The sequence below is a fragment of the Priestia sp. AB genome, assembly GCF_028369225.1.
In the GTDB taxonomy this organism is placed as follows: domain Bacteria; phylum Bacillota; class Bacilli; order Bacillales; family Bacillaceae_H; genus Priestia; species Priestia megaterium.
Genome location: NZ_JAQMYN010000028.1, coordinates 1 through 23,090 on the forward strand (window position 1 = coordinate 1; position 23,090 = coordinate 23,090).

Annotated in this window: 24 protein-coding genes, 2 pseudogenes and 1 other annotated feature; of the genes and pseudogenes, 13 read left to right on the forward strand and 13 right to left on the reverse strand. The window is 33.0% G+C overall.

All coding sequences use genetic code 11. The annotated features are described in order from the left end of the window. Positions 1 to 269: 269 nt before the first annotated feature. Positions 270 to 794, reverse strand: a complete 525-nt coding sequence (gene speG / locus POF52_RS29750; RefSeq protein ID WP_013056444.1) for a spermidine N1-acetyltransferase — start codon at positions 792 to 794, stop codon at positions 270 to 272. Between the two features lie 175 nt (positions 795 to 969). Between speG and POF52_RS29755 the strand changes: the two genes are divergently transcribed. Beyond that, positions 970 to 2,292 carry a hypothetical protein gene (locus POF52_RS29755; RefSeq protein ID WP_271997675.1) on the forward strand — a complete coding sequence of 441 codons (1,323 nt, stop codon included), beginning with the start codon at positions 970 to 972 and terminating at the stop codon, positions 2,290 to 2,292. A gap of 305 nt (positions 2,293 to 2,597) precedes the next feature. Here the strand turns inward: POF52_RS29755 and recA are convergent, their stop codons facing one another. The 5 genes from recA to POF52_RS29780 form a co-directional block, all read right to left on the reverse strand. Next, positions 2,598 to 3,632, reverse strand: a complete 1,035-nt coding sequence (gene recA, locus POF52_RS29760) for a recombinase RecA (RefSeq protein WP_016766415.1) — start codon at positions 3,630 to 3,632, stop codon at positions 2,598 to 2,600. Then, on the reverse strand, positions 3,629 to 3,823 hold the full coding sequence (locus tag POF52_RS29765; protein ID WP_016766416.1) for a hypothetical protein: 195 nt from the start codon (positions 3,821 to 3,823) through the stop codon (positions 3,629 to 3,631). Before POF52_RS29765 ends, recA begins: the two co-directional genes overlap by 4 nt. A 260-nt stretch (positions 3,824 to 4,083) precedes the next feature. Next, the gene (gene arsC, locus POF52_RS29770) at positions 4,084 to 4,506 is read right to left on the reverse strand and encodes an arsenate reductase (thioredoxin) (protein WP_271997679.1); all 423 of its coding nucleotides are present in this window, start codon (positions 4,504 to 4,506) and stop codon (positions 4,084 to 4,086) included. 24 nt (positions 4,507 to 4,530) lie between these two features. Continuing rightward, positions 4,531 to 5,829, reverse strand: a complete 1,299-nt coding sequence (locus POF52_RS29775) for an arsenic transporter (protein ID WP_271997681.1) — start codon at positions 5,827 to 5,829, stop codon at positions 4,531 to 4,533. Between the two features lie 18 nt (positions 5,830 to 5,847). Continuing rightward, positions 5,848 to 6,195, reverse strand: a complete 348-nt coding sequence (locus tag POF52_RS29780) for an ArsR/SmtB family transcription factor (protein ID WP_271997683.1) — start codon at positions 6,193 to 6,195, stop codon at positions 5,848 to 5,850. A 406-nt stretch (positions 6,196 to 6,601) separates the two neighbouring features. Here POF52_RS29780 and POF52_RS29785 point away from each other — a divergent pair, with 406 nt between their 5' ends. Both POF52_RS29785 and POF52_RS29790 read left to right on the forward strand, forming a co-directional pair. Continuing rightward, positions 6,602 to 6,931 (forward strand): ArsR/SmtB family transcription factor, encoded by a 330-nt coding sequence (locus POF52_RS29785; protein WP_271997686.1) that lies wholly within the window; start codon positions 6,602 to 6,604, stop codon positions 6,929 to 6,931. Positions 6,932 to 6,981: 50 nt separating this feature from the next. Beyond that, positions 6,982 to 7,410, forward strand: coding sequence for an ArsI/CadI family heavy metal resistance metalloenzyme (locus tag POF52_RS29790; protein ID WP_271997688.1), 429 nt, complete (start codon positions 6,982 to 6,984; stop codon positions 7,408 to 7,410). A gap of 50 nt (positions 7,411 to 7,460) precedes the next feature. Here POF52_RS29790 and POF52_RS29795 read toward each other — a convergent pair whose 3' ends face one another. Both POF52_RS29795 and POF52_RS29800 read right to left on the reverse strand, forming a co-directional pair. Then, positions 7,461 to 7,694 carry a hypothetical protein gene (locus POF52_RS29795; RefSeq protein WP_128820965.1) on the reverse strand — a complete coding sequence of 78 codons (234 nt, stop codon included), beginning with the start codon at positions 7,692 to 7,694 and terminating at the stop codon, positions 7,461 to 7,463. A gap of 347 nt (positions 7,695 to 8,041) precedes the next feature. After that, positions 8,042 to 8,239 (reverse strand): annotated as a pseudogene (locus tag POF52_RS29800) (MerR family transcriptional regulator); the annotation flags it as partial. Between the two features lie 1,093 nt (positions 8,240 to 9,332). Here POF52_RS29800 and POF52_RS29805 point away from each other — a divergent pair. After that, on the forward strand, positions 9,333 to 9,533 hold the full coding sequence (locus tag POF52_RS29805) for a cold-shock protein (RefSeq protein ID WP_013056497.1): 201 nt from the start codon (positions 9,333 to 9,335) through the stop codon (positions 9,531 to 9,533). A 266-nt stretch (positions 9,534 to 9,799) separates the two neighbouring features. Here the strand turns inward: POF52_RS29805 and POF52_RS29810 are convergent, their stop codons facing one another. Next, positions 9,800 to 10,003 (reverse strand): cold-shock protein, encoded by a 204-nt coding sequence (locus POF52_RS29810; RefSeq protein WP_016763693.1) that lies wholly within the window; start codon positions 10,001 to 10,003, stop codon positions 9,800 to 9,802. Positions 10,004 to 10,630: 627 nt separating this feature from the next. Between POF52_RS29810 and POF52_RS29815 the strand changes: the two genes are divergently transcribed. From POF52_RS29815 to POF52_RS29830, 4 genes are all read left to right on the forward strand, one after another. Beyond that, positions 10,631 to 11,485 carry a malate synthase gene (locus POF52_RS29815; protein ID WP_271997702.1) on the forward strand — a complete coding sequence of 285 codons (855 nt, stop codon included), beginning with the start codon at positions 10,631 to 10,633 and terminating at the stop codon, positions 11,483 to 11,485. 513 nt (positions 11,486 to 11,998) lie between these two features. Then, entirely contained in the window at positions 11,999 to 12,187 is a 189-nt protein-coding gene (locus POF52_RS29820) for a hypothetical protein (protein WP_013082641.1), read from the forward strand. Between the two features lie 499 nt (positions 12,188 to 12,686). After that, positions 12,687 to 13,376 carry a DUF3885 domain-containing protein gene (locus POF52_RS29825; RefSeq protein WP_271997706.1) on the forward strand — a complete coding sequence of 230 codons (690 nt, stop codon included), beginning with the start codon at positions 12,687 to 12,689 and terminating at the stop codon, positions 13,374 to 13,376. Positions 13,377 to 13,530: 154 nt separating this feature from the next. Beyond that, complete coding sequence (locus POF52_RS29830; RefSeq protein ID WP_013082643.1) at positions 13,531 to 13,866, forward strand: hypothetical protein; 336 nt, start codon at positions 13,531 to 13,533, stop codon at positions 13,864 to 13,866. A 192-nt stretch (positions 13,867 to 14,058) separates the two neighbouring features. Here POF52_RS29830 and POF52_RS29835 read toward each other — a convergent pair whose 3' ends face one another. Next, on the reverse strand, positions 14,059 to 14,784 hold the full coding sequence (locus tag POF52_RS29835) for a hypothetical protein (RefSeq protein ID WP_271997709.1): 726 nt from the start codon (positions 14,782 to 14,784) through the stop codon (positions 14,059 to 14,061). Between the two features lie 186 nt (positions 14,785 to 14,970). On the opposite strand from POF52_RS29835, the gene POF52_RS29840 reads away from it, so the two are divergent. After that, on the forward strand, positions 14,971 to 15,414 hold the full coding sequence (locus POF52_RS29840) for a hypothetical protein (RefSeq protein WP_013056506.1): 444 nt from the start codon (positions 14,971 to 14,973) through the stop codon (positions 15,412 to 15,414). Positions 15,415 to 15,719: 305 nt separating this feature from the next. Here POF52_RS29840 and POF52_RS29845 read toward each other — a convergent pair whose 3' ends face one another. Beyond that, a complete protein-coding gene (locus POF52_RS29845; protein WP_271997712.1) occupies positions 15,720 to 17,096 on the reverse strand; it encodes an amino acid permease in 1,377 nt (458 codons plus the stop codon). Positions 17,097 to 17,139: 43 nt separating this feature from the next. Then, positions 17,140 to 17,354: a binding site (T-box leader), on the reverse strand. Positions 17,355 to 17,877: 523 nt separating this feature from the next. On the opposite strand from POF52_RS29845, the gene POF52_RS29850 reads away from it, so the two are divergent. Continuing rightward, complete coding sequence (locus POF52_RS29850) at positions 17,878 to 18,393, forward strand: DinB family protein (RefSeq protein WP_176583654.1); 516 nt, start codon at positions 17,878 to 17,880, stop codon at positions 18,391 to 18,393. 424 nt (positions 18,394 to 18,817) lie between these two features. Continuing rightward, entirely contained in the window at positions 18,818 to 18,907 is a 90-nt protein-coding gene (locus tag POF52_RS31200) for an IS3 family transposase (protein WP_416435467.1), read from the forward strand. A gap of 177 nt (positions 18,908 to 19,084) precedes the next feature. Here POF52_RS31200 and POF52_RS29860 read toward each other — a convergent pair whose 3' ends face one another. Continuing rightward, the gene (locus POF52_RS29860; protein WP_271997714.1) at positions 19,085 to 20,284 is read right to left on the reverse strand and encodes an MFS transporter; all 1,200 of its coding nucleotides are present in this window, start codon (positions 20,282 to 20,284) and stop codon (positions 19,085 to 19,087) included. 100 nt (positions 20,285 to 20,384) lie between these two features. Continuing rightward, positions 20,385 to 20,831, reverse strand: coding sequence for a MarR family transcriptional regulator (locus POF52_RS29865; protein ID WP_271997716.1), 447 nt, complete (start codon positions 20,829 to 20,831; stop codon positions 20,385 to 20,387). Positions 20,832 to 21,537: 706 nt separating this feature from the next. Between POF52_RS29865 and POF52_RS29870 the strand changes: the two are divergent. Then, positions 21,538 to 22,122: pseudogene (locus POF52_RS29870) on the forward strand (DUF3231 family protein). A gap of 139 nt (positions 22,123 to 22,261) precedes the next feature. Then, on the forward strand, positions 22,262 to 23,038 hold the full coding sequence (locus POF52_RS29875; protein ID WP_171777412.1) for a hypothetical protein: 777 nt from the start codon (positions 22,262 to 22,264) through the stop codon (positions 23,036 to 23,038). Positions 23,039 to 23,090 lie beyond the last annotated feature (52 nt).

Below are 23,090 nucleotides of genomic sequence, written 5' to 3' on the forward strand. Positions count from 1 at the left end.
CTTGTTACTTATTTCTTTTTTAACCTTTTAACAACTTTAAAAGCTAGGAATCCTATTAAACCAATAATTATTAAGAATAATAGCAATCCTGTTGGATTAAATGTACTCATAATACCATCCTTATGGTTTCTATAATTTACAATTTACAATGTTATCATATTTAAATGGTTTGCACATTTCTCCTTCAGGATTTTTTACTCCTATAATAGAAGTCCCATCTCATTCTTTCTTCTTTTTTTGGTGACCAGGACTCTTATACTAGTTCAACCTTAGTTTTTATTTTTGGTTTGTAAATATTCTTTTTGAAACATACACATTCTTATAGCATTATGATAGCTTCCATCAACAAAAAATTCATCTTTTAACTCACCTTCAATAGAAAAACCAACCTTCTTATAGATATGAATTGCTTTTTCATTTTCCTTGTCTACAATTAAGTAAAGTTTATGCATATTCAATACCGAAAAGGCATAATTCATTGCTAGGTTTGTGGCAACCATTGCGTAGCCATGACCTTGATACGTAGGGTCGATGATAATTTGAAACTCTGCTCTACGATGAATATAATCAATTTCGACTAATTCCACTAGTCCAAGCATATCCCCGTCCTTTTCAAGGATGAAACGACGCTCACCTTGATCGTGAATATGTTTATCATATAAGTCCTGTAGCTCTACAAAAGCTTCATAAGGCTCTTCAAACCAATAAGACATAATGTTTGCATCATTATTGAGTTCATGGACAAATTTTAAATCTTCTCTTTCCAAAGGACGTAACTTAAGTTCCTTATTCATTTTTCAAACCTCCACATTCTAGCATTACTTTAGCACTTTCCGTTTTAAATGTAAAAGTTGCTGTAGTTTTAAAAAATAACAAGACATGGTGCGATGTTTTACATCCTTATTAAAAGAACCATAGTATAATTTAAAAATCTCGCAAGTGAAATTCATTAACTTTAAGGAGGATCCTATGAAAAAAGCAGTTGGTATTCTTTTTATTTTACTATGCTGTATAAACCAAAGGGCTGAGGCAGCTAATCAACCTTCAGCAGTTCCTATAATACATCATGAAATTTATGTTTCTCCTACAGGGGATGACAAAAACCTGGGTACTAAAAGCAAACCTTTTAGAACATTAAGAAAGGCAAGTGAAGTAGCTCAGCCCGGAACTACCGTTTACATCAGAGGCGGTATCTACTATGAACAATTAATTATTAGCCATTCAGGTACTAAACAAAAGCCTATTATCTTCAGGAACTATAAAAGCGAAAAGCCTCTTATTAGTGGAGAAAAAATAAAAAGCCGTTCTACAGATGGAGGGCTAGTTAGCATAAAAAATAAGAGCTACATAACAATTCAAGGTTTGAATATAGGTCATTCGTCTACTTCTAAGGAACAAAATACACCATGTGGTATTTTAGTAGAGGGAAGTGGAAAGAACCTTCGAATTATTAATAATCATATTTTCGATATTAAAACTGCACATAAAAATGGAAACGCTCATGGAATAGCTTTTTACGGATCTAAAGCGCCGCGTTCATTACAAAACATTGAGATATCGGAAAACCTACTTGAAAACCTAACCTTAGGTTTTAGTGAAGCACTAACTCTAAATGGAAATGTTAAAGATTTTATCGTCAATGCCAATACAATTCGAAACGTTGATAATATTGGGATTGACGTAATTGGCTTTGAAAAAGTAGCTCCTATTGAGAAATATGACCGAGCCCGTGAAGGACTTATTAGTGAAAACCATATTTACAACGTCAGCAGTTATTCAAATCCTGCTTACAAACATGAATACTCCGCCGGGGGAATCTACGTAGACGGAGGAAAAGATGTTATTATTGAGCATAACGTTTCAAGTCATAACGATCTAGGAATAGAAATCGCAAGTGAACACTATGGTAAACAAACTAGCAATGTTCAAGTTATACGGAATATGATTTATAAGAATCGTTTTACAGGAATTTCAATTGGAGGCTATGATAAAAAACGTGGAGGGACGATAAATACTCTTATTGAACATAATATTTTATATGGAAATGATACGATGAACATGGATGGTGGCCAATTACTGATGCAATATCATGCAAATCATAACAATATCAACAATAATGTTATGGTTTCAGTAAAATCTAATTTGCTTCTGGCTAATCTTCATTACTCAAATAAATATAATCAACTTAATCATAATGTGTACCTAAATAAAAGTAGAGATAAAGCGAATCGATGGATATGGAAGGGGGAAGAAATAGAAAGTTCTACTACCATATCACCTAGGCTTTTTTAATAAGAATTTCTTTTTAGAAGATATTCTTTATTTAGTTGCTCGCTGGGATTCTATTAGAGGCCGGAAGATTATTCACTTCACTATCTGCCGATTATACTTTTTATTTCATTGAAACAAAAAGAAAGGTGCGTTTATTGTAAATATACGAATGGGTTGCAAGAAGATTTATGTTGTTTCTCTATATGAATAGCGCTTGTTTAGTTGCAAATCAATAGCCTTGACATAAAAACACCCCAATCATTAGAGTTATTTATCTAACAATTGGGGTGCAGTGCAAGCCTTGGTAAAGGTGTTTTATGCTGTTATTAGTTTTCGTTTTCTCTATCGTTATCAATACCACTATCATTATTAACATTATCACTATATTTGAAATCAATAATTCTTTTTCTAATTTCTTCTCTAATTTCTGGGTTTTCTTTTAAGAAAATCTTAGCGTTTTCTCGTCCTTGTCCTAAACGCTCCTCATTATATGAAAACCAAGATCCAGACTTTTGAACAATATCTACTTCAGAACCGATATCTAAGATTTCTCCTTCTTTTGAGATACCTTCTCCATACATAATATCTACTTCAGCAATGCGGAAAGGAGGTGCCATTTTATTTTTGACTACTTTAATTCTTGTTTTATTACCAACTATGTCATTTCCTAGTTTAAGTTGTTCAGCACGGCGAACCTCAAGACGAACGGAAGAATAGAATTTTAGTGCTCTTCCACCTGGCGTTGTTTCCGGATTTCCAAACATAACGCCTACTTTCTCCCTGATTTGGTTGATGAAGATGGCAATGGTTTTAGACTTATTGATTGCTCCAGATAGTTTACGAAGAGCTTGAGACATTAAACGAGCTTGTAGACCTACGTGAGAATCTCCCATTTCTCCTTCAATTTCTTTTTGTGGAACTAATGCTGCTACTGAGTCAACAACAATAATGTCTACAGCACCACTTCTAACTAATGCTTCAGCAATTTCAAGTGCCTGTTCACCAGTATCTGGTTGAGATAACAGTAACTCATCAATATCTACACCTAGTTTTCTTGCATAAACTGGATCCAGTGCGTGTTCAGCATCAATAAAGGCAGCGCGACCTCCATTTTTTTGTACTTCTGCAATTGCGTGTAAGGAAACGGTTGTTTTACCTGAACTTTCGGGCCCGTAAACTTCCATAATTCTTCCTTTGGGATAGCCATTAATTCCAAGAGCTATATCTAAAGCTAATGAGCCTGAGCTAGATGCCTCAACTTTTGTATGTGTGCCTTCTCCCATTTTAATAATGGATCCTGTACCGAATTGTTTTTCAATTTGTTTTAGAGCCATATCTAGTGCTGCTTTTTTATCATTCATAATTTGAAACCTCCGATTGTTATTACGTTTACAATAAACGCCAAGGTATTTCGATAAAGAATAAGAGTTGGCTCAAATGTTTTTGCTCCGTGCGAGAAAATTTTATGTTTAATTGTCTTAGTTTGTTTTGGTGTTTCTTTATTCATCTCTAAACCCTTAGTATCGAACAAATGTTCCTGTTGTGTAATCATACAATAAACGCATCTAATTGTAAAGGCGAAAGTTTTTCTACAAACTAGCTAAAAGAATATCTTATATTTATAAAAAGTAAGTGTATGCTTTTACTGTTATATAAGTAGAATCGATTACAATCTGCATTTTTAAATTTGTATGTATATGAATCTACAAATCTGGTTAGACTACTAAAGTATTTCTTACATTCCTAGTTACTATAAAACAGATTTCAGGAAGAAATAAAGCAGTCTACACAAATAGACTGCTTCTTGATTAATTATTTACCTGTTTCAGCAAAACGCTGAATACGTTCAGCGATTTCATCACGTACACGCTGGAAGAACGCCCATTTCTCTTCATCTGTTCCTTCAGCTGTTGCAGGATCATCAAATCCCCAATGTTCACGTTTCACATGGGGAGGCGTTACTGGGCAGTGACCTGCTGCATGGCCACATAATGTAACGACCAAATCCGCATTATTTAAAATTTCAGGGTCAATGACATCAGATGTTTGGTTTGAGATATCAACACCAGCTTCTTTCATTGCTTTTACAGCATTGGGATTTAATCCATGAGCTTCTAACCCTGCACTGCGTACATCCCATTCATCATTATTTAGATATTTTTTTGCCCATCCTTCAGCCATTTGGCTACGGCAAGAGTTACCTGTACATAAGAAATAAAGTGTTTTTTTAGACATGTGTAAAATCTCCTTTATGATGTGTTAAGAAATAATTGATAACCAAATATATAAACCAACAAGCGTAATAAACAATGTTGGGATGGTTAAGATAATACCTGTTTTAAAATAGGTTCCCCAAGAAATCTTAACTCCTTTTGTCGAAAGAACGTGGAGCCATAAGAGAGTCGCTAGAGAGCCAATAGGTGTAATTTTTGGTCCTAAGTCCGAACCAATGACATTTGCATAAATCAAGGCTTCTTTAATTGTACCTGTTGCAGAAGTTGCATCAATGGCCAAAGCATCAATCATCACGGTTGGCATGTTGTTCATAATCGATGAAAGTATGGCTGCAATGAATCCCATGCCAATGGTTGCAGCAAATAATCCATGGTCAGCCGTTGCTTGAATGAGGCTTGCTAATACTTTAGTTAGCCCTACATTACGTAATCCATAGACAACAACATACATACCAACCGAAAAGAAAACAATCGCCCACGGAGCTCCCGCTAACACTTTTTTAGTGTGAACAGCGGGACTCTTTCTTGCTATTCCTAAGAATAAAATCGCAATAATACCTGCGATAATAGAAACAGGAATATCGAAAAACTCACCAATAAAGTAACCAAGAACTAAAATGAATAAAACGATTCCTGATAAACGGAACATTTTCTTATCTTTAATGGCTTCAACCGGTTTCTGTAAATCATCTAGATTGTATTTCTTAGGGATGCTTTTACGAAAGTACAAATATAAGACAACAATACTTGCCAAAAGTGAGAACAGATCTGGCACAATCATACGTGATGCAAATTCAGAAAAGCGAATACCAAAGAAATCAGCTGATACAATGTTGACCAAGTTACTTACCACAAGAGGTAACGATGTTGTATCTGCAATGAATCCACTGGCGATAATAAAAGGAAAGACCATTTTATCTTCAAATTTAAGTGCTCGTACCATGGCAAGTACAATAGGTGTTAGAATTAAGGCTGCTCCATCGTTTGCGAATAATGCTGCTACTACAGCTCCAAGGAGGGATACATAAACGAACATGCGAACGCCATTGCCTCCTGCAGTACGCGCCATATGTAAAGCTGCCCACTTGAAAAATCCAATTTCATCTAAAATTAAGGAAATAATAATAACTGCAATAAACGTTAATGTTGCATTCCATACAATTTGAGTTACATCCAGCACGTCATGGAAATCAACCACACCTACTAAAAGAGCTAATGCTGCGCCTCCACATGCTGACCAACCAATAGACAAGTTCTTTGGCTGCCAAATGACAAAAATCAATGTCACTAAGAAGATGAGGGAGGCTACTATAACTGATACCACTTTACAGACCTCCTATTATTAGCAACAATTAATACGTAAACCTTGCTTTTCTAGTTCTTTTAATCGTTCATCTTCGCTTGGTAAAGAATCGAGTATATCAAGGACAAATTGATAATAGCAGTTTTCTTTATTTAAGGAATAGAAGATCCAATATCCTTTTCGTCTTTCACTTACAAGTTCGATATCTCTTAATTTACGCAAGTGTTGGCTAATAGCCGGTTGACTTGCTTTATAAATTTCAACTAGCTCACAAACACAGCACTCGTTATATTGGAGCAGCTTCATCATTGACAATCTTGTCTTATCTCCAAGCAGCTTCAGTATCTGTACTGCTTTTTCCACTTCTACCTGCGCTTTTACATCCATTATGACTCGCCTCCTTATTTTTAAATATAATTATATAATTATTTTATTATATACTCAACAAAAATATACATTTTAAACATTAATCAAAAAAAGTTGATTTATTCCTTGATTTATCTAAATTTTCCAGATATGATGAATACATCAAAAAAAATTGATTTATAAAAGTGGGGATGAAAGCAGTGAGAGTCAACAACTCTGGAAACTTATCTATTACGTACTTTCGAGCCTATTTTCATTTAGTTATGAACACCCAAGGGATGGACCAGAAGGAAGCACAAAACCTAATCTTTCAGCGTTTTTTTCATCAAGATCCTATGCTAAGAGGGGAAACTACATATAGTAACTTTAAAAAAGCTGCCGAAAGCTTCGAGCATTAAATCAAAAAAATTAATGGAGGAAAATGACAATGGAAACAGTTAAGGAAGGAAAGCACCCATTTAAACAGTACGAACAAAAATTTAAAGCACTTGCTGATCAAAAGAGATTAGAAGTTATGTATGAGCTCTGCCAGCGAGGACAGACATGCGTATGTGACCTAACTGAATTCTTTGGAATGTCTCAATCTAAACTTTCTTATCATTTAAAAATTTTATTAGAAGCAAACCTTATCACAAAAGAAACAAAAGGGACATGGAGCTATTATGATTTACATGATAAAGAGGTAAATCACCTGTTATCTGACGAGCTTTGCTGCTTGTTTAGAAAAGATACAAGTAAAAGCGGCTCCTGCTCTTAAATTAATATATTTAAAATAATATTGTTTATAATGCGAAGGAGGAAGTGTAAATGAAGTATGTTCACGTAGGAATTAATGTAACGAATCTAGAGGCGTCCATGGAGTTTTATCAAAAGATATTTGGCGTTCAACCTGTGAAAACGAAAGTAGATTACGCTAAATTCTTAGTAGATGAGCCAGGATTAAATTTCACTTTAAACGTAGGAGATAAAGTAAAAGGTAATCAAGTGAATCATTTCGGCTTCCAAGTAGAAACTCCTGAAGAAATCCATTCTCATAAATCACGATTAGAAAAAGAAGGCTTCTTTGCTCGTGAAGAAATGGATACAACTTGCTGCTATGCTGTGCAAGATAAGTTTTGGGTAACAGATCCGGACGGAAGCGAATGGGAATTCTTTTATACGAAATCTGATAGTGAGGTTCACAAGAACAGCGATGGGCCAAATGAAAAGCTACCTGTAATTAATGCTTGTTGTTAATCATTAGTTAACATAAAACCATTTATCGGTAAAAAATAAAAAGCAGACCTTTAATTAAAGATCTGCTTCTTTTCTTTAGCAAAAACTAAATATGTTCCCACTAAAAACATGATGCCCAAACCTATAAACATTAACCAGTACGTTAAAGGGAAACTATAGGAAACTTTCATAACTCCAGTGTTTCTATCTAATATTCTAACGGTGTAAGGAGTATATGCTGTCTTAATAGTTAAATACGTTAATAAAGCTTGAGCAATAAGAACTATCCCTATTGCACATTTCATTATATTGCCTCCAGACTCATACATGTTTCTGTGTACAGTTTAACACAAAGGGGCTTACTTAATATGCTAGTTACCATAATCACTCTTTCAGGAACATATGAAAAAGAGAACCTTTATGGGAATAAGGGTTCTAACAGAGTCATTTTTATAAAATATAGACATCTTTATACGTCCCTTATGTATCAATGTTTCTCTCTAGGCTAAATAATAATGGAGTGCATAAAAGTCTTATCTTATATAGATTTATAAAAAATCCGAATAAAAATAACCCAGTAAATATTGAATATAAAGATTGAGTAAGCATGAACAAAGACTAAAAGAACAAATCAAATTTACCTACTTTAAAATAAATCCTTACGCATTTCCCGTGTTCTAACACCATCTTCAATTTTTTCTGCAATGTCCATTAACCTTTCAATGTCGGAAAAGGAATACATTCGGGTACCTGAAGAGCTTCGTTTTGGAAAAATAAGCTCTCGCTCTTCATAATAACGAACTTGTCTTTCTGATAAACCTGTCATTTCAGTAACGATTTTTATAGTCATAACTTTCTCATCTAAATATGGATGATTTTTAGTCAAGATTATCCTCTCCTATTTCCATTCTTTATCAGTATATATGTTATTAACTTTTGGTTTGTATATAGAAATGAAGTTTATTAAAAATAGCACGTTATAAACACTTCTTGATGAAAGGCGTTTGTAGTTATTGAGAGTGACATTAGGTTAACTAATTTCAAAACAAGTGTTTCAAAATCAATAATAAGAAGAAAATAAGAGCTTCTAAATTGCTCAAATTTACGTCGAACTATTTATTCTATTATATGTAAAACCAAAGTTCATTCCCTCAGAGAGCGTTTTTCTGTATATTTGAAATATATTTTAATCTGATTACGAATGAAATATATGGATACGGTGCAACCTATATCATTCTAGTCATTTTCATTCCTATAAATAAAAAGACTTGCTTTAGATAGAAAGCAAGTTGAAAGAAGGATAATCACTTTGGTGATTCCATTATAATCCAATGATTATAGTGAATCATTAAAATATGGTTAAAAATAAATTAAAAGTAAATTAATTCATTAAAAGTATTAATTAACCTTTTGTTTAAGTTTCGTTAAAGCAATTTTATTAATTCCAATAAATTTTTTAACTTTATTCCTTTAGTGTTTGAATAAAGTTAAAAATTAGGAGTCCGAAAAAGTATACTTTTTCGAATGGGATAGCTGTTTTTTAAGTCGTTTTTTTCACAATCCCAAAAAGTGTACTTTTTAAGACTATCTTATTAGAAAACTTAACCATAAATTAACTATACATAGTTAAAGGGATTCTGGTGCATAAGTGTTGAAATGTTGTACTGAGAAGCTATCAGAAGAAGATATTCTTTATTTCGCGGGTGATTGTCCACTCGTTGCAATTCTGAGCGTTTCTCATAATACTGTTTTTAGTGAAGAATGGAAAAAAGCAATTATTTGCTATCAATATCTCTATGTGTTACACTATGTTTAACTTATTTTTGTTCGGTATAAGATTGAGAGAAGAAAAAACCTTAAATAGAAGTTTTTATCTTGAAATAGTATGATTGGGCAAGAAAGGTAATACATTTGTGGAATATTCCACAGCAGGAGGCAACATTATGACACAAGGTACAGTAAAATGGTTTAATGCAGACAAAGGTTTCGGTTTCATTGAAATCGAAGGCGGAGACGATGTATTCGTTCATTTCAGTGCTATTCAAGGTGAAGGTTTCAAATCATTAGAAGAAGGTCAAAAAGTTACTTTTGATATCGAGCAAGGTCAACGTGGAGCACAAGCTGCTAACGTTCACAAAGCATAATTAAAAGTGATAACAAAAAGGACTCCTTATGAAGGAGTCCTTTTTTTATGGTCTTATAATTAAAAAACCATGATTTATCTACTATTAGTTCAATAGAAAACCCAGGCTTTTAAAAAAAGCCTGGGTTTTAGACAAGACGATCGATACAAGGTATAACTAGTTATAACATACATTAGAAATAGAAAGCAAATGCAAATAAATTAACTATATTTTCAATTAAATAATATAGTAGTAATTTTTAATCTATGCGATAGCATTGGTACAAATTATCTTCGATGGGGATTAAGGGGGATTTTATTAATAAGCCGTTCTCCAGCTTCCATGTGATTTCCACACAAAGGGCATTTTTGGTGGTTGTCGTAAGAGAAATCTTTTCTCATCCAGCCCTTACAATCTTCTACTGTACATTCCCAAACCTCTGTTTGTTCTTGAGCTAAAGGTTCTTGATTTCTTTTGCCGTAATAATACATACTAACATCACTACTCCTCATATTACATTATAGCTTATAAAGGAGTAATAATCATTTATATCAATTAGTGTTTCTTACCATTTTATTTTCATGGGATAATGCACGGAATTTTTTATATGAGAATTTCTAAACACTTGGTAATAATGTTCATATCTTCTTCTTTTGCTTTTTAATTGTACCACTTACTGTAGTAGTACATCCCTAAACTAAGCCTCCAACGTAATGAGGGTTAGTTTAATGGTGGAATCATTTCGCTTATCACCAGTAATCAAATGGTTATTTATAGGGACTTTCCAAAAGTTTCATGACTTGTTAGAGACTTTTATTTTGAGCTATTGTAAACAACAAAACTTCATTTTACCTCAAATTAAAATATATTGTCAATGGAAAATTTGTAATATTTTCAAAAAATGTTATAATAGTTTTACAATTGTTTTTTCGATCGTATTCCGAATTCCGCTGTGTTTTTTTCAGATAGAATTATGGATACATTTTTTCAACACCCTTTTTAAAACTGAAAAAAACTCAAACAGTTGTGTGAGCTTTAAAGGTAAGTTAGTTGAATAAAATTATTAATTTACTATCTAATAGTAACCGAGTTTTTATTCTACAAGGAGGCCTAGAATAATGAATCTAATCAATAAGAAAGTTACACACAAGCTTTTTGGGATAGGTAGTATAGTTAAATGTAATGATTCTAGTATTGAAATACATTTCGCATCGGAAAATAAAAAATTTGTTTTCCCCGATGTATTTGGAAAGCATCTAAAACTGCATGATAAAAGTGTTGCTCATTCACTCGAAAAAATTATAGAAAAAAAGGAAATGGAACACATCGAGGAAGAACGGAAGAAGGAAGAGGAAAAAAAACTACAACGAAAAAACCAAGAACTTCGCTGGGGACTTGAAAAACTTATGAAAAATCATAAACTTCATTCTGAATCACAAATGGTTTTTTGGTGTGACACAGAAGAACAGAATAGTTCTTTTTTAGAGTGGAAGGTTTTTTCAGGTGTAATAAAAAGCGGTAATAACAAGGGGAAGCCAACCAAACCCATCCGTTTGCACCAAAATAGTGCTGTCTTGTTAACAGCGATAGATTCCAGTATGCCTGAAAAAGACAGACGTATCTTAGGCGTCTATATGGTGAATGAAGATTTTATCGGTAAGCTTTGTGAAGATGGATATATTCCTGCTCATTCAAAATACAGACTCCAGCTTACAGAACAGGAATCGGATCAGATGCCTTTCTGGAGATATTATGTAAACGAAAGAACATCCCAAAAAATGACATGGAATACAGGTAAATACCGTTATTTTGATAATTTATGGATGGCTCAAATTTTACTTGATATAGCTGAGTTGAAAAGTGACCCAAAGGAAAGAGAGCTGGCACAACAATTTTTTGAACATTTTTGTAAAATGAATCTGATAACAGCTGAGGAGTTACCAAAGCCTAATGGCGCATTGATGCGTATGTAAACGTTAGCCCAAAGGTAATATGAATGACTAAGGACTGACACATTTTTCTCACCCATCATTAATAGCGAACGTTCCTTGGCTCTGTTCGCTATTAAAAAGGCAAGAACAGAACGTAGGAGAGGTAGAAAAGTGACAGTAGGTGATTAAAAAATCTATATAAAATAATCCTTTACTATTTTATAACTATATACTTTTTGAGCTCATATACCAGAATGAGGAAAATCTGTACAGATTGATGTAAGCTTTTCTCAGCTCTATTATAAGAATAATACGATACGATAACCTTATTATTTTTAATAGGAGAGAAAATGAAGGATATAACGTGAAAATATTTAGTAATGGAAAAACAGTAACTATAAGAGTATCGAATGAATTAGTAACAATCTTAAAAAGTCATTATGTAAAAAACATGAAAACATACTCTTATACGGTTACTAAATATCCAAGTATTTTTTTCTTTGAAGAAGAATTGATGAAACAAGAATAATAAGTAGATAATGAGGAGATACACCTATGCTTAAATTTAAAGTTATTTTCGAATTTATAAATGGCAGGACAAAGGAATTAAAATTCGAAGCCGCATCAAAGAAAGAAGTCATTAGTCATATAACAAAATATGAAAGATTCATTTCGAATGAAAAAGAGTTAGTGCACATCAATTTAAATAACGTGGTACAGTTTATGATTACAGAAGAAAAATAATAATAAAAACTAGGCATCTATTAATTGAGGTGCTTTTTATTTTAATAAATAGACTGATTTAAGAAATAAGCAGCACTATAAGATTTAGAGCCTCTTGATTCCATGAGGTTTCATCAGTGGCAAGCACTTACGAAGCTATTGTGATTGTATAAAATATTCATTCTGAGTTCATATAATGTGATTTTTCAACACACATGCAAAAATAGATTAAGATTCGATAGGGAAGATTAACTGCCAAAATGCATAAAAAGCTTGCGTTTTACGAATGTATTTATGAGGTAGAGAATAGTTTTTATAGAAAAAATATACTATACTTTATAATTCCATATTAAGTTTCTCTTGTAAGCTACCTTTCCTGACAATTCGAGGTGGCTTTTAAGTTTTTTTAAAAAAATAAAGGGCTTTATTAATCCTACATATAAAATCGAACAATTACTTAATGTTTAAGTAAAAAAGTTACTTATAAACTATAAAAACTAAAAAATTTGGAGAAAAATACATGAGCACTAACACTCTACCTTCATTTTTAGAAAAATACTTTGAAGGATTAACTTTAAGTCCAGCTCTGTTTTATTCGTGGAAATATAGCATTCGCTTTGAAATATCAGATCCATTAATTTCATCTCACGAAAAAGATTGTTTGAATCAAGCTTTTCATCGATCAATCACATTATTTCACAGAGTATTTGAAGAGGGAGATGAGATTCTTTTTATTACGGATGTGCATACTAGGAACAAAGATCGTTTCCTTCAAAAAAGACCTTTAAACGTTTATTTAAAATACATAAAAGATAAACAGCGGCTATATCAATTAAACCATCACTGTTTGCCGAGTGTATTTCAGGATGAAGACGAAGACGATGATCAATCTTCCACTCATCGCTATGTACTTTCTTGTAAGAAAACAGAATTAAGATATGCGCAACTTTTAAAGGCTATTAATTATGAAGATTTTGCTCATCCATCTACTATTCTGAAGAGTAATTCCCAAAGTAGTTATGATATTTACTTTATTAATCTCTCTAAAAAAAAGATTTTTCATTTGTATGATGATCGCGGATGTGATGTCTTAACCTCAAGTAAAGAATCTATACGCTTTCTTTATGAAGAATATAATAATTGGATTTTGGATTATGATCGAGAAGAAATTGACCTTTTATTTAAGTGGAAAGTAGGATTCATCCACTAATTAGCACATTTTTTATATCCATAATCACCTGTCTCACAGTAACTAAAAATAAAAAGGTTATCTACAATCTTCTAGGTTAATTTTGTTATATAATCAGATTAGCATTAGGCTTATAGCTAAATGGAAATCCAAATAAGATTAAGGTGATAATACAATGATGGAAGAACTAAAAAATAATAAACCGACAGCAGCTTGGCAACAAAGAATGGAAGATGATGAGATTTTCACTGTAGAGAATATTAAAGCCACTGATGAAATCCTTGATACTTATATTAATAGACTTGAAGGTTCTGTAGATAAAATGTCAGAACAAGATATCTTAGAATATGTACAAGAGATAGTTATAGGATTAAATGAGTTAAATGAACAATTTGATTATTTCATTGAAACGTTAGAAAGAGAAGAACTTTGCGAGTTTATCATCAAAGCTGCAAATGCAGCTGGCTTAGAGACTGAAGAGGATATCACAGAAGAGTGGAGAGAGTGGTAACATACAGATGCTTATATATAAGAGAATGAAATATGGATTCTAAGCAGTTATTTCTAGTTACCATAATTATGACTCTAGGAAGTAATGTAAAAGAAGAACATTCTATGAAATGTTCTTCTTTTATAAATGATCAGAGTGAGGTATAGCTGCATACAATTGTAGGTGTCTTTTTGACACTTAAATTTAATCATTCTAATGGCCATGAAATAATGAAAGAGAATATTGATAAACATAAATAATTAAGAATCCTAGCGAAATTAATAGCCATACATGCAATTTCCTGAAGTGCTTGATGGTATTTCCAATTATTTCATGAAAGATAACAAAAGACAGTGTACCGATTGCTGCGCCAGTCGACAAAGCTTGTAGTTTAAGTGAGGAAACTTGTACACTTTCACCAATGAATAAACTGCCTCCTAAAGACAGCGACAGAATGGCTATAATTAGTAAAAAGAAGGTGTTAGGTATTTTTGCTATAGAGAGGACTGTCATAATTGCCATCCCCTCTGGGACCTGATGTAAAAGGGTGGCTGCGAATATAGAAGCTGATTGGTGCATATCTGTTATTCCAAAGGTAATGCCTGTGATGACATTATGAAAAAAGATAGCAACCGTTAATAAGATAAGTGCCTGTAAGGGTGAAATTTCGCTGTTTTGTTTATGCAAAAAGAGGTCAATGCATAGCATGATGATATATCCGACTACAATCCCTAATAAAACGCCTCTTAAATCATATAGATGCCAAGTAGACGGAAGGATATCAAAAAACAATAAGCCCAATAAGATTCCACCGCATATAGCATACATAAATTGGATTCTTCCCCTTGCCAGATGGTTTACTAATTTGAGAAGTCCTCCACCTGCTAATAAACCCAGTAAAGAACCTAAAGTAAATAAGATATTCATTTCTATATGCATAATTGCTACTTCCTTTCGGCTATATGGTTTTGTACAACTAACCTATTCAAAGGAAAGGCAATCATACCTATGTTTTATAAATGGTTAAAAAAAATAAAAGTACATGATATTAACTTGGGAGTAATTTTTAGGTAAATCACTAATAAAAAAGGACATACTAACGTTATCTAAAAAAGAGGTGTTACTATGGAATCTCCTTTTGAAATGATAACCAATGTGGACAAGGTCGAAAATGCTTATTATATAGAAGTGAAACCAGGGGAGTACAATGCAAAGTATTGGAATAAAGAATCGGTCTATTTTGCTGATGAAGCTTTTGCTTATTTCTACACCACTATTTGCAAGTATGTGCCACAGTATCAACCTACCCAAGTGACAGAAATCAAAGCAGAAACATGGCTGAGGATCAGTAATCAGCTGCAAGAACTCGCATATTTTTTGAGCACTAATCCGCCTATGATTAAACTAAAGAAATGGATTGATTTTAGCAAAGTAGAGGAAACGTACAAACAGTTTGATCATCACAAAAACAAGTACATTCGTGAGTTAATTAACATGATTAACGAATTTACAGTGTGGATAACAAAGGTATGTCAAACACAATCGTACATCACCATTTTGGGCACTTAACGGGAATCGCTGTTGCTTATTTTAATCTACAAGCTATGCAGAAAATGAAAAAATTGCTCAAAACGAATATGGCATATTACGCTAAAGGAATAAACGACACTCACAGCGAAAACAGCTATAAGGAGATGCAAAGAGTATCTTGCATGAAACCTTAGAGGCTTGGAATGAAGAGCAAAAATCCCAAAAACAAATCGTGAGTTAAATCACTAAAAATGTTCTCAAATGAAGCAAGTGATTCTATAAATCAAAAAAAGATACTTTATAAAGTATCTTTTTTTGATTTAAGTGTTTGAAGAATGTAAAATCTAATTGGTATCATTCGGTACTTCAAGAGAAGTAGGTTTGGTGTTCCTTTTGAAAAATGAAAGAATTACCATTACAAGAACGAATGCTACACAAACTATAGAGCTTAACCTATTCGCACTGTCTATGAGAAAGACTATGAAGCTAATAATTAATGTACATGCGGCAAAGAGCGTTAAATAAGGGAAGCCCCAAAGTTTAAAATATGGTTTTTCTTTATATTGAGGACGTAGCTTTAGCTGAGCTAAGCAAATACTAATCCATATAAGAGAAACTGTAAATCCAGGAATAGCTAATAAATAAGAAAAAGCTTTTTCAGGATATAAGTATACGAGGTACGTTCCCAATAATAAAAATAGGACACTGAAAGCTAAACTGTAAACAGGTACGCCTTGTTTATTTACATAGGACAAACTTTTAGGAGCATCTCCCGACTGAGATAAAGAATGAAGCATCCTTGTACAGCCATAAATACCTGAATTGGCTGCTGAAAGGACAGCTGTTAATAAAATAAAGTTCATAACATGAGAAGCACCTTGAAGCCCGGCTGTTTCAAATACCTGGACAAAAGGGCTAGCATTTGCATCAATTTTATCCCATGGTATCAAGCCACAGATAATAAAAATAGGCAAAGTATAAAACAGAATTACTCTCCACATAACGCCTTTAACTACCCCTGGTAATACCTTTTCAGCATCTTTCGTTTCTGTAATAGTTAAACCAATGAGTTCTGATCCTCCATACGAGAAAATGACTACAAGTAATGTAGAGAAAACGGCTTTCCAGCCATTTGGTATAAAATCACTATAATTATGAAGATAATGAGAAGATGAATTATTGCTTGGCATAATTCCAAATAGTATCGCTATACCTAATAAAATAAAAGCAATAATAACAAAGATTTTAATACCAGCAAACCAAAACTCAATTTCTCCAAAAGACTTTACGCTTGTAGCATTAATTAAAATAAGTACAATTGAACAAATAAGACAAAGAATCCATAAAGGGATAGAAGAAAACCAATATTGCAGAAAACTACCTGCAGCGATGACTTCAATAACACACACAGTAAGCCACATAAAGCAATAAGTAGCTCCCGTTATAAAAGAAAAACGTCTTCCAAAAGCTTTTTGAATTAGATCTTTCATATTGTGCGATGGGTATACAATAGCCATTTCAGCCAAAGCTCCCATTACAATGAGAAGCAATAGTCCAGCAAATAGATACGAAAAGATAACCGAAGGTCCTGCTAATCCAATTGTATCAGCACTCCCTTTAAAAATCCCTGTTCCAATCATTCCTCCAATAGCAATCATTCGAATGTGTCGCGGTAATAATTGCTTTTTTAACGTATTCTTTGATGCAGTATTTTCTTTCATGATGCCCTCCTTTTAACATAAAAAAGTCCCTGCTGAATTATTCAGCAGGGACGAAAATTTCGCGGTACCACCCTATATTGTAAAAACATCTTACCTCTTAATTAGCATAACGGTTTTATCCGTCCTCTCTAAAATACCATTAGAAGAGGAAGCTCTAGGAGTGAATTTCATCTCTAATCTTTGTACTGACTTCCACCAATTATCAGCTCTCTATAACAGGGAGATTAGGATTACTTAAGATCCTATCTTAGCTTTTGTTTATTTAAATAAAGTGTATGTAATGTATATCATCATAGTTAGTTTGAAATTAAATGTCAATATGTTTTTATCTATTTACAGCTATAAGAAGAGTTATTAGATTTTACATAAAGATAGCAATTACCATTATTCGGTATTTAATCATTCCTTTTCCAATCATTTGTACTGTGATTGAATTGTACGCTTTTCTATAATAGAAAACCTACTGTGCAAACAAGAGTACAGTAGGTTTTCAAATCAGAATAAAAATGGTGAGAAAATATCTCAGTATTGTATTTTATCCTAAAGAATATAACAAGGCAAGAGTTATTCTTTTCTTTTACAACATTTGAATTATGAATATATAAAAACCTTTAATAATAGGAATTTTAAAGGTTTGTTACTTCTTATAATTCATATTAAGTGAACAAAAAACTCCTTTAAACAAAAGGTCTGGAGGATATTTTTATAGAAGTATAGTTAAGTTGACTACTGATACCTTGTGTAATGTCGATAATGAATTGGGAAATAGGGGGAGTTTCAAATGTCACATCACTCATTAAAATTGTACGATTACCATGTATGGGCAAACCAAAAAATTTTCGACCGATTAAAAGAACTTTCTGAGGACATTTACGAAGAGGAAATTCAGAGCGTTTTTTCTTCTATATCAAAGGTGATGGCGCACATTTATGTTTCTGACAACATATGGTTAAATTGTATTTCTGGTGAAAAGTTTGATGAAGCATCTGCGTCGGCTAATCAATTGAGAGAACAGATTGAAACGAAAAGGATCGAGGAAGTAGAAACGATGTTTTTCGATTTATCTGACCGGTACAAAGCATTTCTCAATCGTCAAGAAGATATAGAAACCGCCTTTGTGCTGGAAACTTCATTTGCTGGACGACTCGAAACCCGTTTATCTGATGTAGTACAACATGTTGTCAATCATGGAACATATCATCGTGGCAATATTACAGCTATGCTACGGCAATTGGGCCATCCCGGTGTTATGACTGATTATATTTTATATTTATATGAAAGGGATACAAAAGAGTAGTTTCTCCTCTATCTAAAAGGGGCAGCATCAGGAAATGCGGATTTACAATATTAAGGGAATTCTAATATTAAAAGGTCCAATTCCTAAGTATTAAACTAGAGAAATTGGGCTTTTTTTCGTTCCTCCATTTTTATATTTTTATAAGAAACGAAAAAGCACCTCCCGTACAAATAGAAAGTTGCTTTCTCATCACAATCATTTATAAATAAAAACCTAGTTAATCAAAGACTTTAAAATGCAGAGAAATGCTCGCTGACAAAATTAACTTTTGTTTTTCATATAACTCCTGATTCAACGCAAATTTCGGCATTGTAGAAACCTTTATTTTCTTGTTATCAATTTATTTTTCAAACTGAAGCCAGAGCTTTTATATCTTCAACAATTTAAAGATATGGACCATTTTGAGAGAGAGCTAGAAGGATAGATACACTATTACAATAACACTCGAATTAAGGGAAAATTGAAAGGCATGAGTCCAGTCGAATACCGTACTCATGCTAACTACGTTGCTTAAATATAAATTGTCTAACTTTTTGGGTTCAGTTCATTTCTAAGGGTTCTCTTTTTGCGTGTGTTCCGGAAAGAATGTTTATGTTAACAAAATGCCTGTAAGGTATACAGTTATAAAACAGAAAAAACTCCCATCGGTGAAGAGGCAGTTCTTCTATTCTTAATTAATGGTTGTTTTTTATTAAATATAACGATGCTTTTTTGATAAAACGAGAGTAGAGATACCAATCAATACCACACCCATGATGGCTGGAGTAGTGTGGCTAACTACTGAATACAACTGACCGCCAATAATTGGTCCAATGAACCGAGCTAGAGATTGAATGCTCTGAGCTCCCCCTAGTATATGCCCTTGCTCACTGTCACTAAGGGATTTTGAAAGCATACCATTAAATGATGGCCCAAAGACCGAATCACCCAGGCCGAAGAAAATCATCCCAACAATAAAGACGAAATAAAAAGCTGTAAGGGCTGAAATTGAAATAAGGATAAAACCAATAATTTGACTTATCATGCCTAAAAGAGCAATTTTTTTATCTGTCAAAAATTTGAGTAATCGTGGCATAATGATTGTTTGTGAAAAGATATCAAGTACGCCTATTATAGAAAATGTCAGACCAATAAATATAGGCTGCCATGCAAAGGTATCTATTGAAAACTGAGAGAAGATAGCTTGTAATGATCCGTTAGGAATCCAAACTAGGAACCCAGCAATTAACAGCCATTTAACAGATTTAAAGGAAAAAACCTTGGATAATTGTATAAATGGATTAAGCTCTCTAACAGAAATACTGGAAGAGCGTCTGGACTTCTCAAGACTCTCAGGCATAAAAAAATAGCCATATATGGCATTAAGCAATGTGATAACCGTACCAGCATACATAGGAACACTGTTTCCGAAAGTCGCAAGTTCACCTCCAATGATAGGGCCAAGAGCAGTGCCAACCCCAACAACAGCACTAATCCAACCAAAGTACTTAGTGCGTTCATTTGAAGAGGTAATATCTGCAAAGTAAGCAAAAATCGCTGAAATTTCGCCACCTGTCAAACCTTCAATGGTACGGCCAAGGAAGAGAATCCACAGTGCACCTCCAAGTCCAAAGATAAAATAACCAAAGGCAGAGCCGATAAGACTAATAATTAATACTGGACGACGACCATACCTATCGCTTAACGCACCTAAAACTGGGGCAGCCAAAAAGACAGAAAGAGCGTATATAGACGTAAGTAATGTTACTGCAGTAGCCTGACCGCTGGGACCACTAGTATAAGTCTTTACCAAAAAAGGTAAAACGGGGCTAACTATAGTCAATCCAAGACCCGTTAAGAAGACAGTGATAAGCCCAAACGTTAGGGCATGTTTATTTATTGAAGTATCCATGATAATTCTCCTTTGAAGTTATTGTTTCTCAAGAAACAAACATAAGTTTACCGCTTTATTGTTTCCTCGTCAACAATAAAGCGACATAAAAAAATACCACTTACTCAGTGATATTTTTCAGATGATGTCTATATCGACCAATGAAACGAAAAATGGTGTCAAATTCTTCATCAGTCATGTGCTTAAATACTTCCTTATCACGTTCAAGAAAAGATTGGTGTAATTTTTGATGGATATCATTTATTTTTTGTCCAGGGGTTGTTAGTCGAAAATATATTTCCTTTTTATTTGCGACACTTTGATAACTCTCTATAATATTTTTAGCTATCAGCTTCTTGGTAAGCTTGCTTATAGCACCTCGAGTCATGTAGCTTGCAGCTGCAAGTTTTGTTACATTTGCATTTGGGATTAGAGAGATATTTTCAATTAATTCTATTTCACTCAACGTATAGTCCTTTAAAGCCAATTCTACTTCAGGTTTATTACGCCAAATTATTTCATTACACAAATCCATAAGTTCACTCATTAACTGCTGTCGTTTATCCATAATAACTCCTCCCTAATTTGTATACAGTATAACGAGTTTTTGTTTCTTTCACAACAAAACGATCAAATCACTTTAATGTTTATTAAGAATACGTAATAAACGTTATTATTAATGAGAAGTAAATGATCAAACTTTTTTATTAAAGCTAAATTTTTATCATTTATTTAAAGTAACAGCAAATATATTGTTTTTCTAATTGTTATATACAAATCTTATAGTTTTATAAAAAATGATGTAAATCTAAAATATATAATAATTTTGATATAAAAATAATTTAATCTTATTAAGAAAAGTAAAATTTAACATATTCCATTAAAAATAGTCTTAAATTTTACACATTCTGTAGAAAAAGACTTAATTTGTCGTCGCTAAGTATAAATATTAAAACATAAATAATATAAAAAACACTTTAACATTTACCTGAATAACAACAGAACTTAAATAAAGTTATATTCTAAAATAATGTTTAATCATAACATTCATTTTTAAAAATATATGTATATGAATCTACAAATTTGGCCAGACTAATAACTTATTCCCCCTATTCAGATAAATTTTAAAAAACCTTTACCTATATAGGCAAAGGGTTCTTTTTTATGTAAATATTTCTCAAGGTGCACACCCTTGAAAACTGACAGTAAAATAGATACCAGATGAAAGTTCAGATATCGCTCTTTCGAAAGGGTTATTTGTTCGAGCCTCTTATATTTCTTACCCCACCCAACCGAATACTGTAGACAGCAAAAGCTATCTTAGTGGCTTTTCATTTTTTAGTAAAGAGCCTTCTTTGGATGCCATTGAAATATCGCATTTATATATGAACATCCAAATCCATATCAGTGGCAGTAAGCTAGCTCTTAGTTTTGCTCAAACATCTCAAAGAAAAAAGATTCAAAATTGGATGTTAAGGGAGACTGAAATCTCGGAAAAACATGCGCAGATATTTGGAAAAGCACTTCTAGAAAATCATATTCGGCTACCGGTTCCCCATGATATTGCGATTAGTGACTTAACGACATCTATCTTCTCGGATCGACTAGTGATGTTTCAAATGAATTTTTTAAGCGCAGCAGGAACAGGTAACTACGCAACCGCAGCAGCTACAAGTTAACGAAGTGATCTCGTTGTCAATCATGAAAGGCGATCAATTGAGATCGGTCGATATGCGAAAGATGGAGCGGATATTATGATCCATCATAAATGGCTTAAACAACCACCTCGAACACAAGACAAAGAACAACTCGTTAAGAAAAAGGATAATCTCCAACCCCAATTATTAGTTCTTATCTAACAATTGGGGTGTAGTTCATTTTTTAATAGCTTTTTGTCTTTTTAATATATACCTTATACAGATTTAGCTCCACTTGTATACAAATTCCATTATTATACATAATAATAAAAAATCACTTTCTCAAAAGGGGCTTTCGATAGTGAATAAAGAACAAGTCATTGAAATTTATCAAGATGTTCTAGACAAGAGAAGAAAAAGATTTCCTAATTATTTCTTTGCAGGTAATGAAGGAAAAAAATACATGCGTTATATGACATGCTATTTACTTGAGCAACACTTATCAATTCCGATCGATGAAATTCCTTTTCAAGTAGGCGCCAATACATTGTGGTCTCATCGTCTCAGACCCCCTGCTATGCTATATGGATGGAATTATTATGAAGTCATTGATAATGCCTATCCAGGAAAATTTAAACCTTGGCAATTCCAACAAACTCCTGATAAATATTGGGAGGGAGAAGAAGGAAAGAGAAGAGCTATTGAGGCAGTAAGATATGTAATAGAGGAAAAAATGAAGATCCCTATGGAAGAAATACCCTTTCAAGTTAATTTTAATTTTTTTAGACAACATGGTTTAGGTGGCGCCTTTACGCTTTTAGGCTATTCCCCTTTTCAAATAGTTGAAGCTATTTATCCTAGCGTCTTTAGGCCTTGGCAATTTGCTCATGTTCCCATGAATTGTTGGAAAAATGAAGAATATATTCGAGAGGCAATGGATGATTTCTTATTCAAACAGCTTCATTTCTCTTCTTATCACGAGGCTTTTCTCCAATTAAAGAGAAGTCATTTTACCGATTTTCAGTTAACCGGTCTCTTTCAAATGGTCTTTGATTCCAGAATGAATAATGTAAGGAAATGGATAAATGAACAACTAAATAACACAGATGATGAATTATTTTATATGAATCTTGATTAACGAAAGAACTGATTGAAACGGGTAGCCTGAACTAAATTACCATTATGTCCAT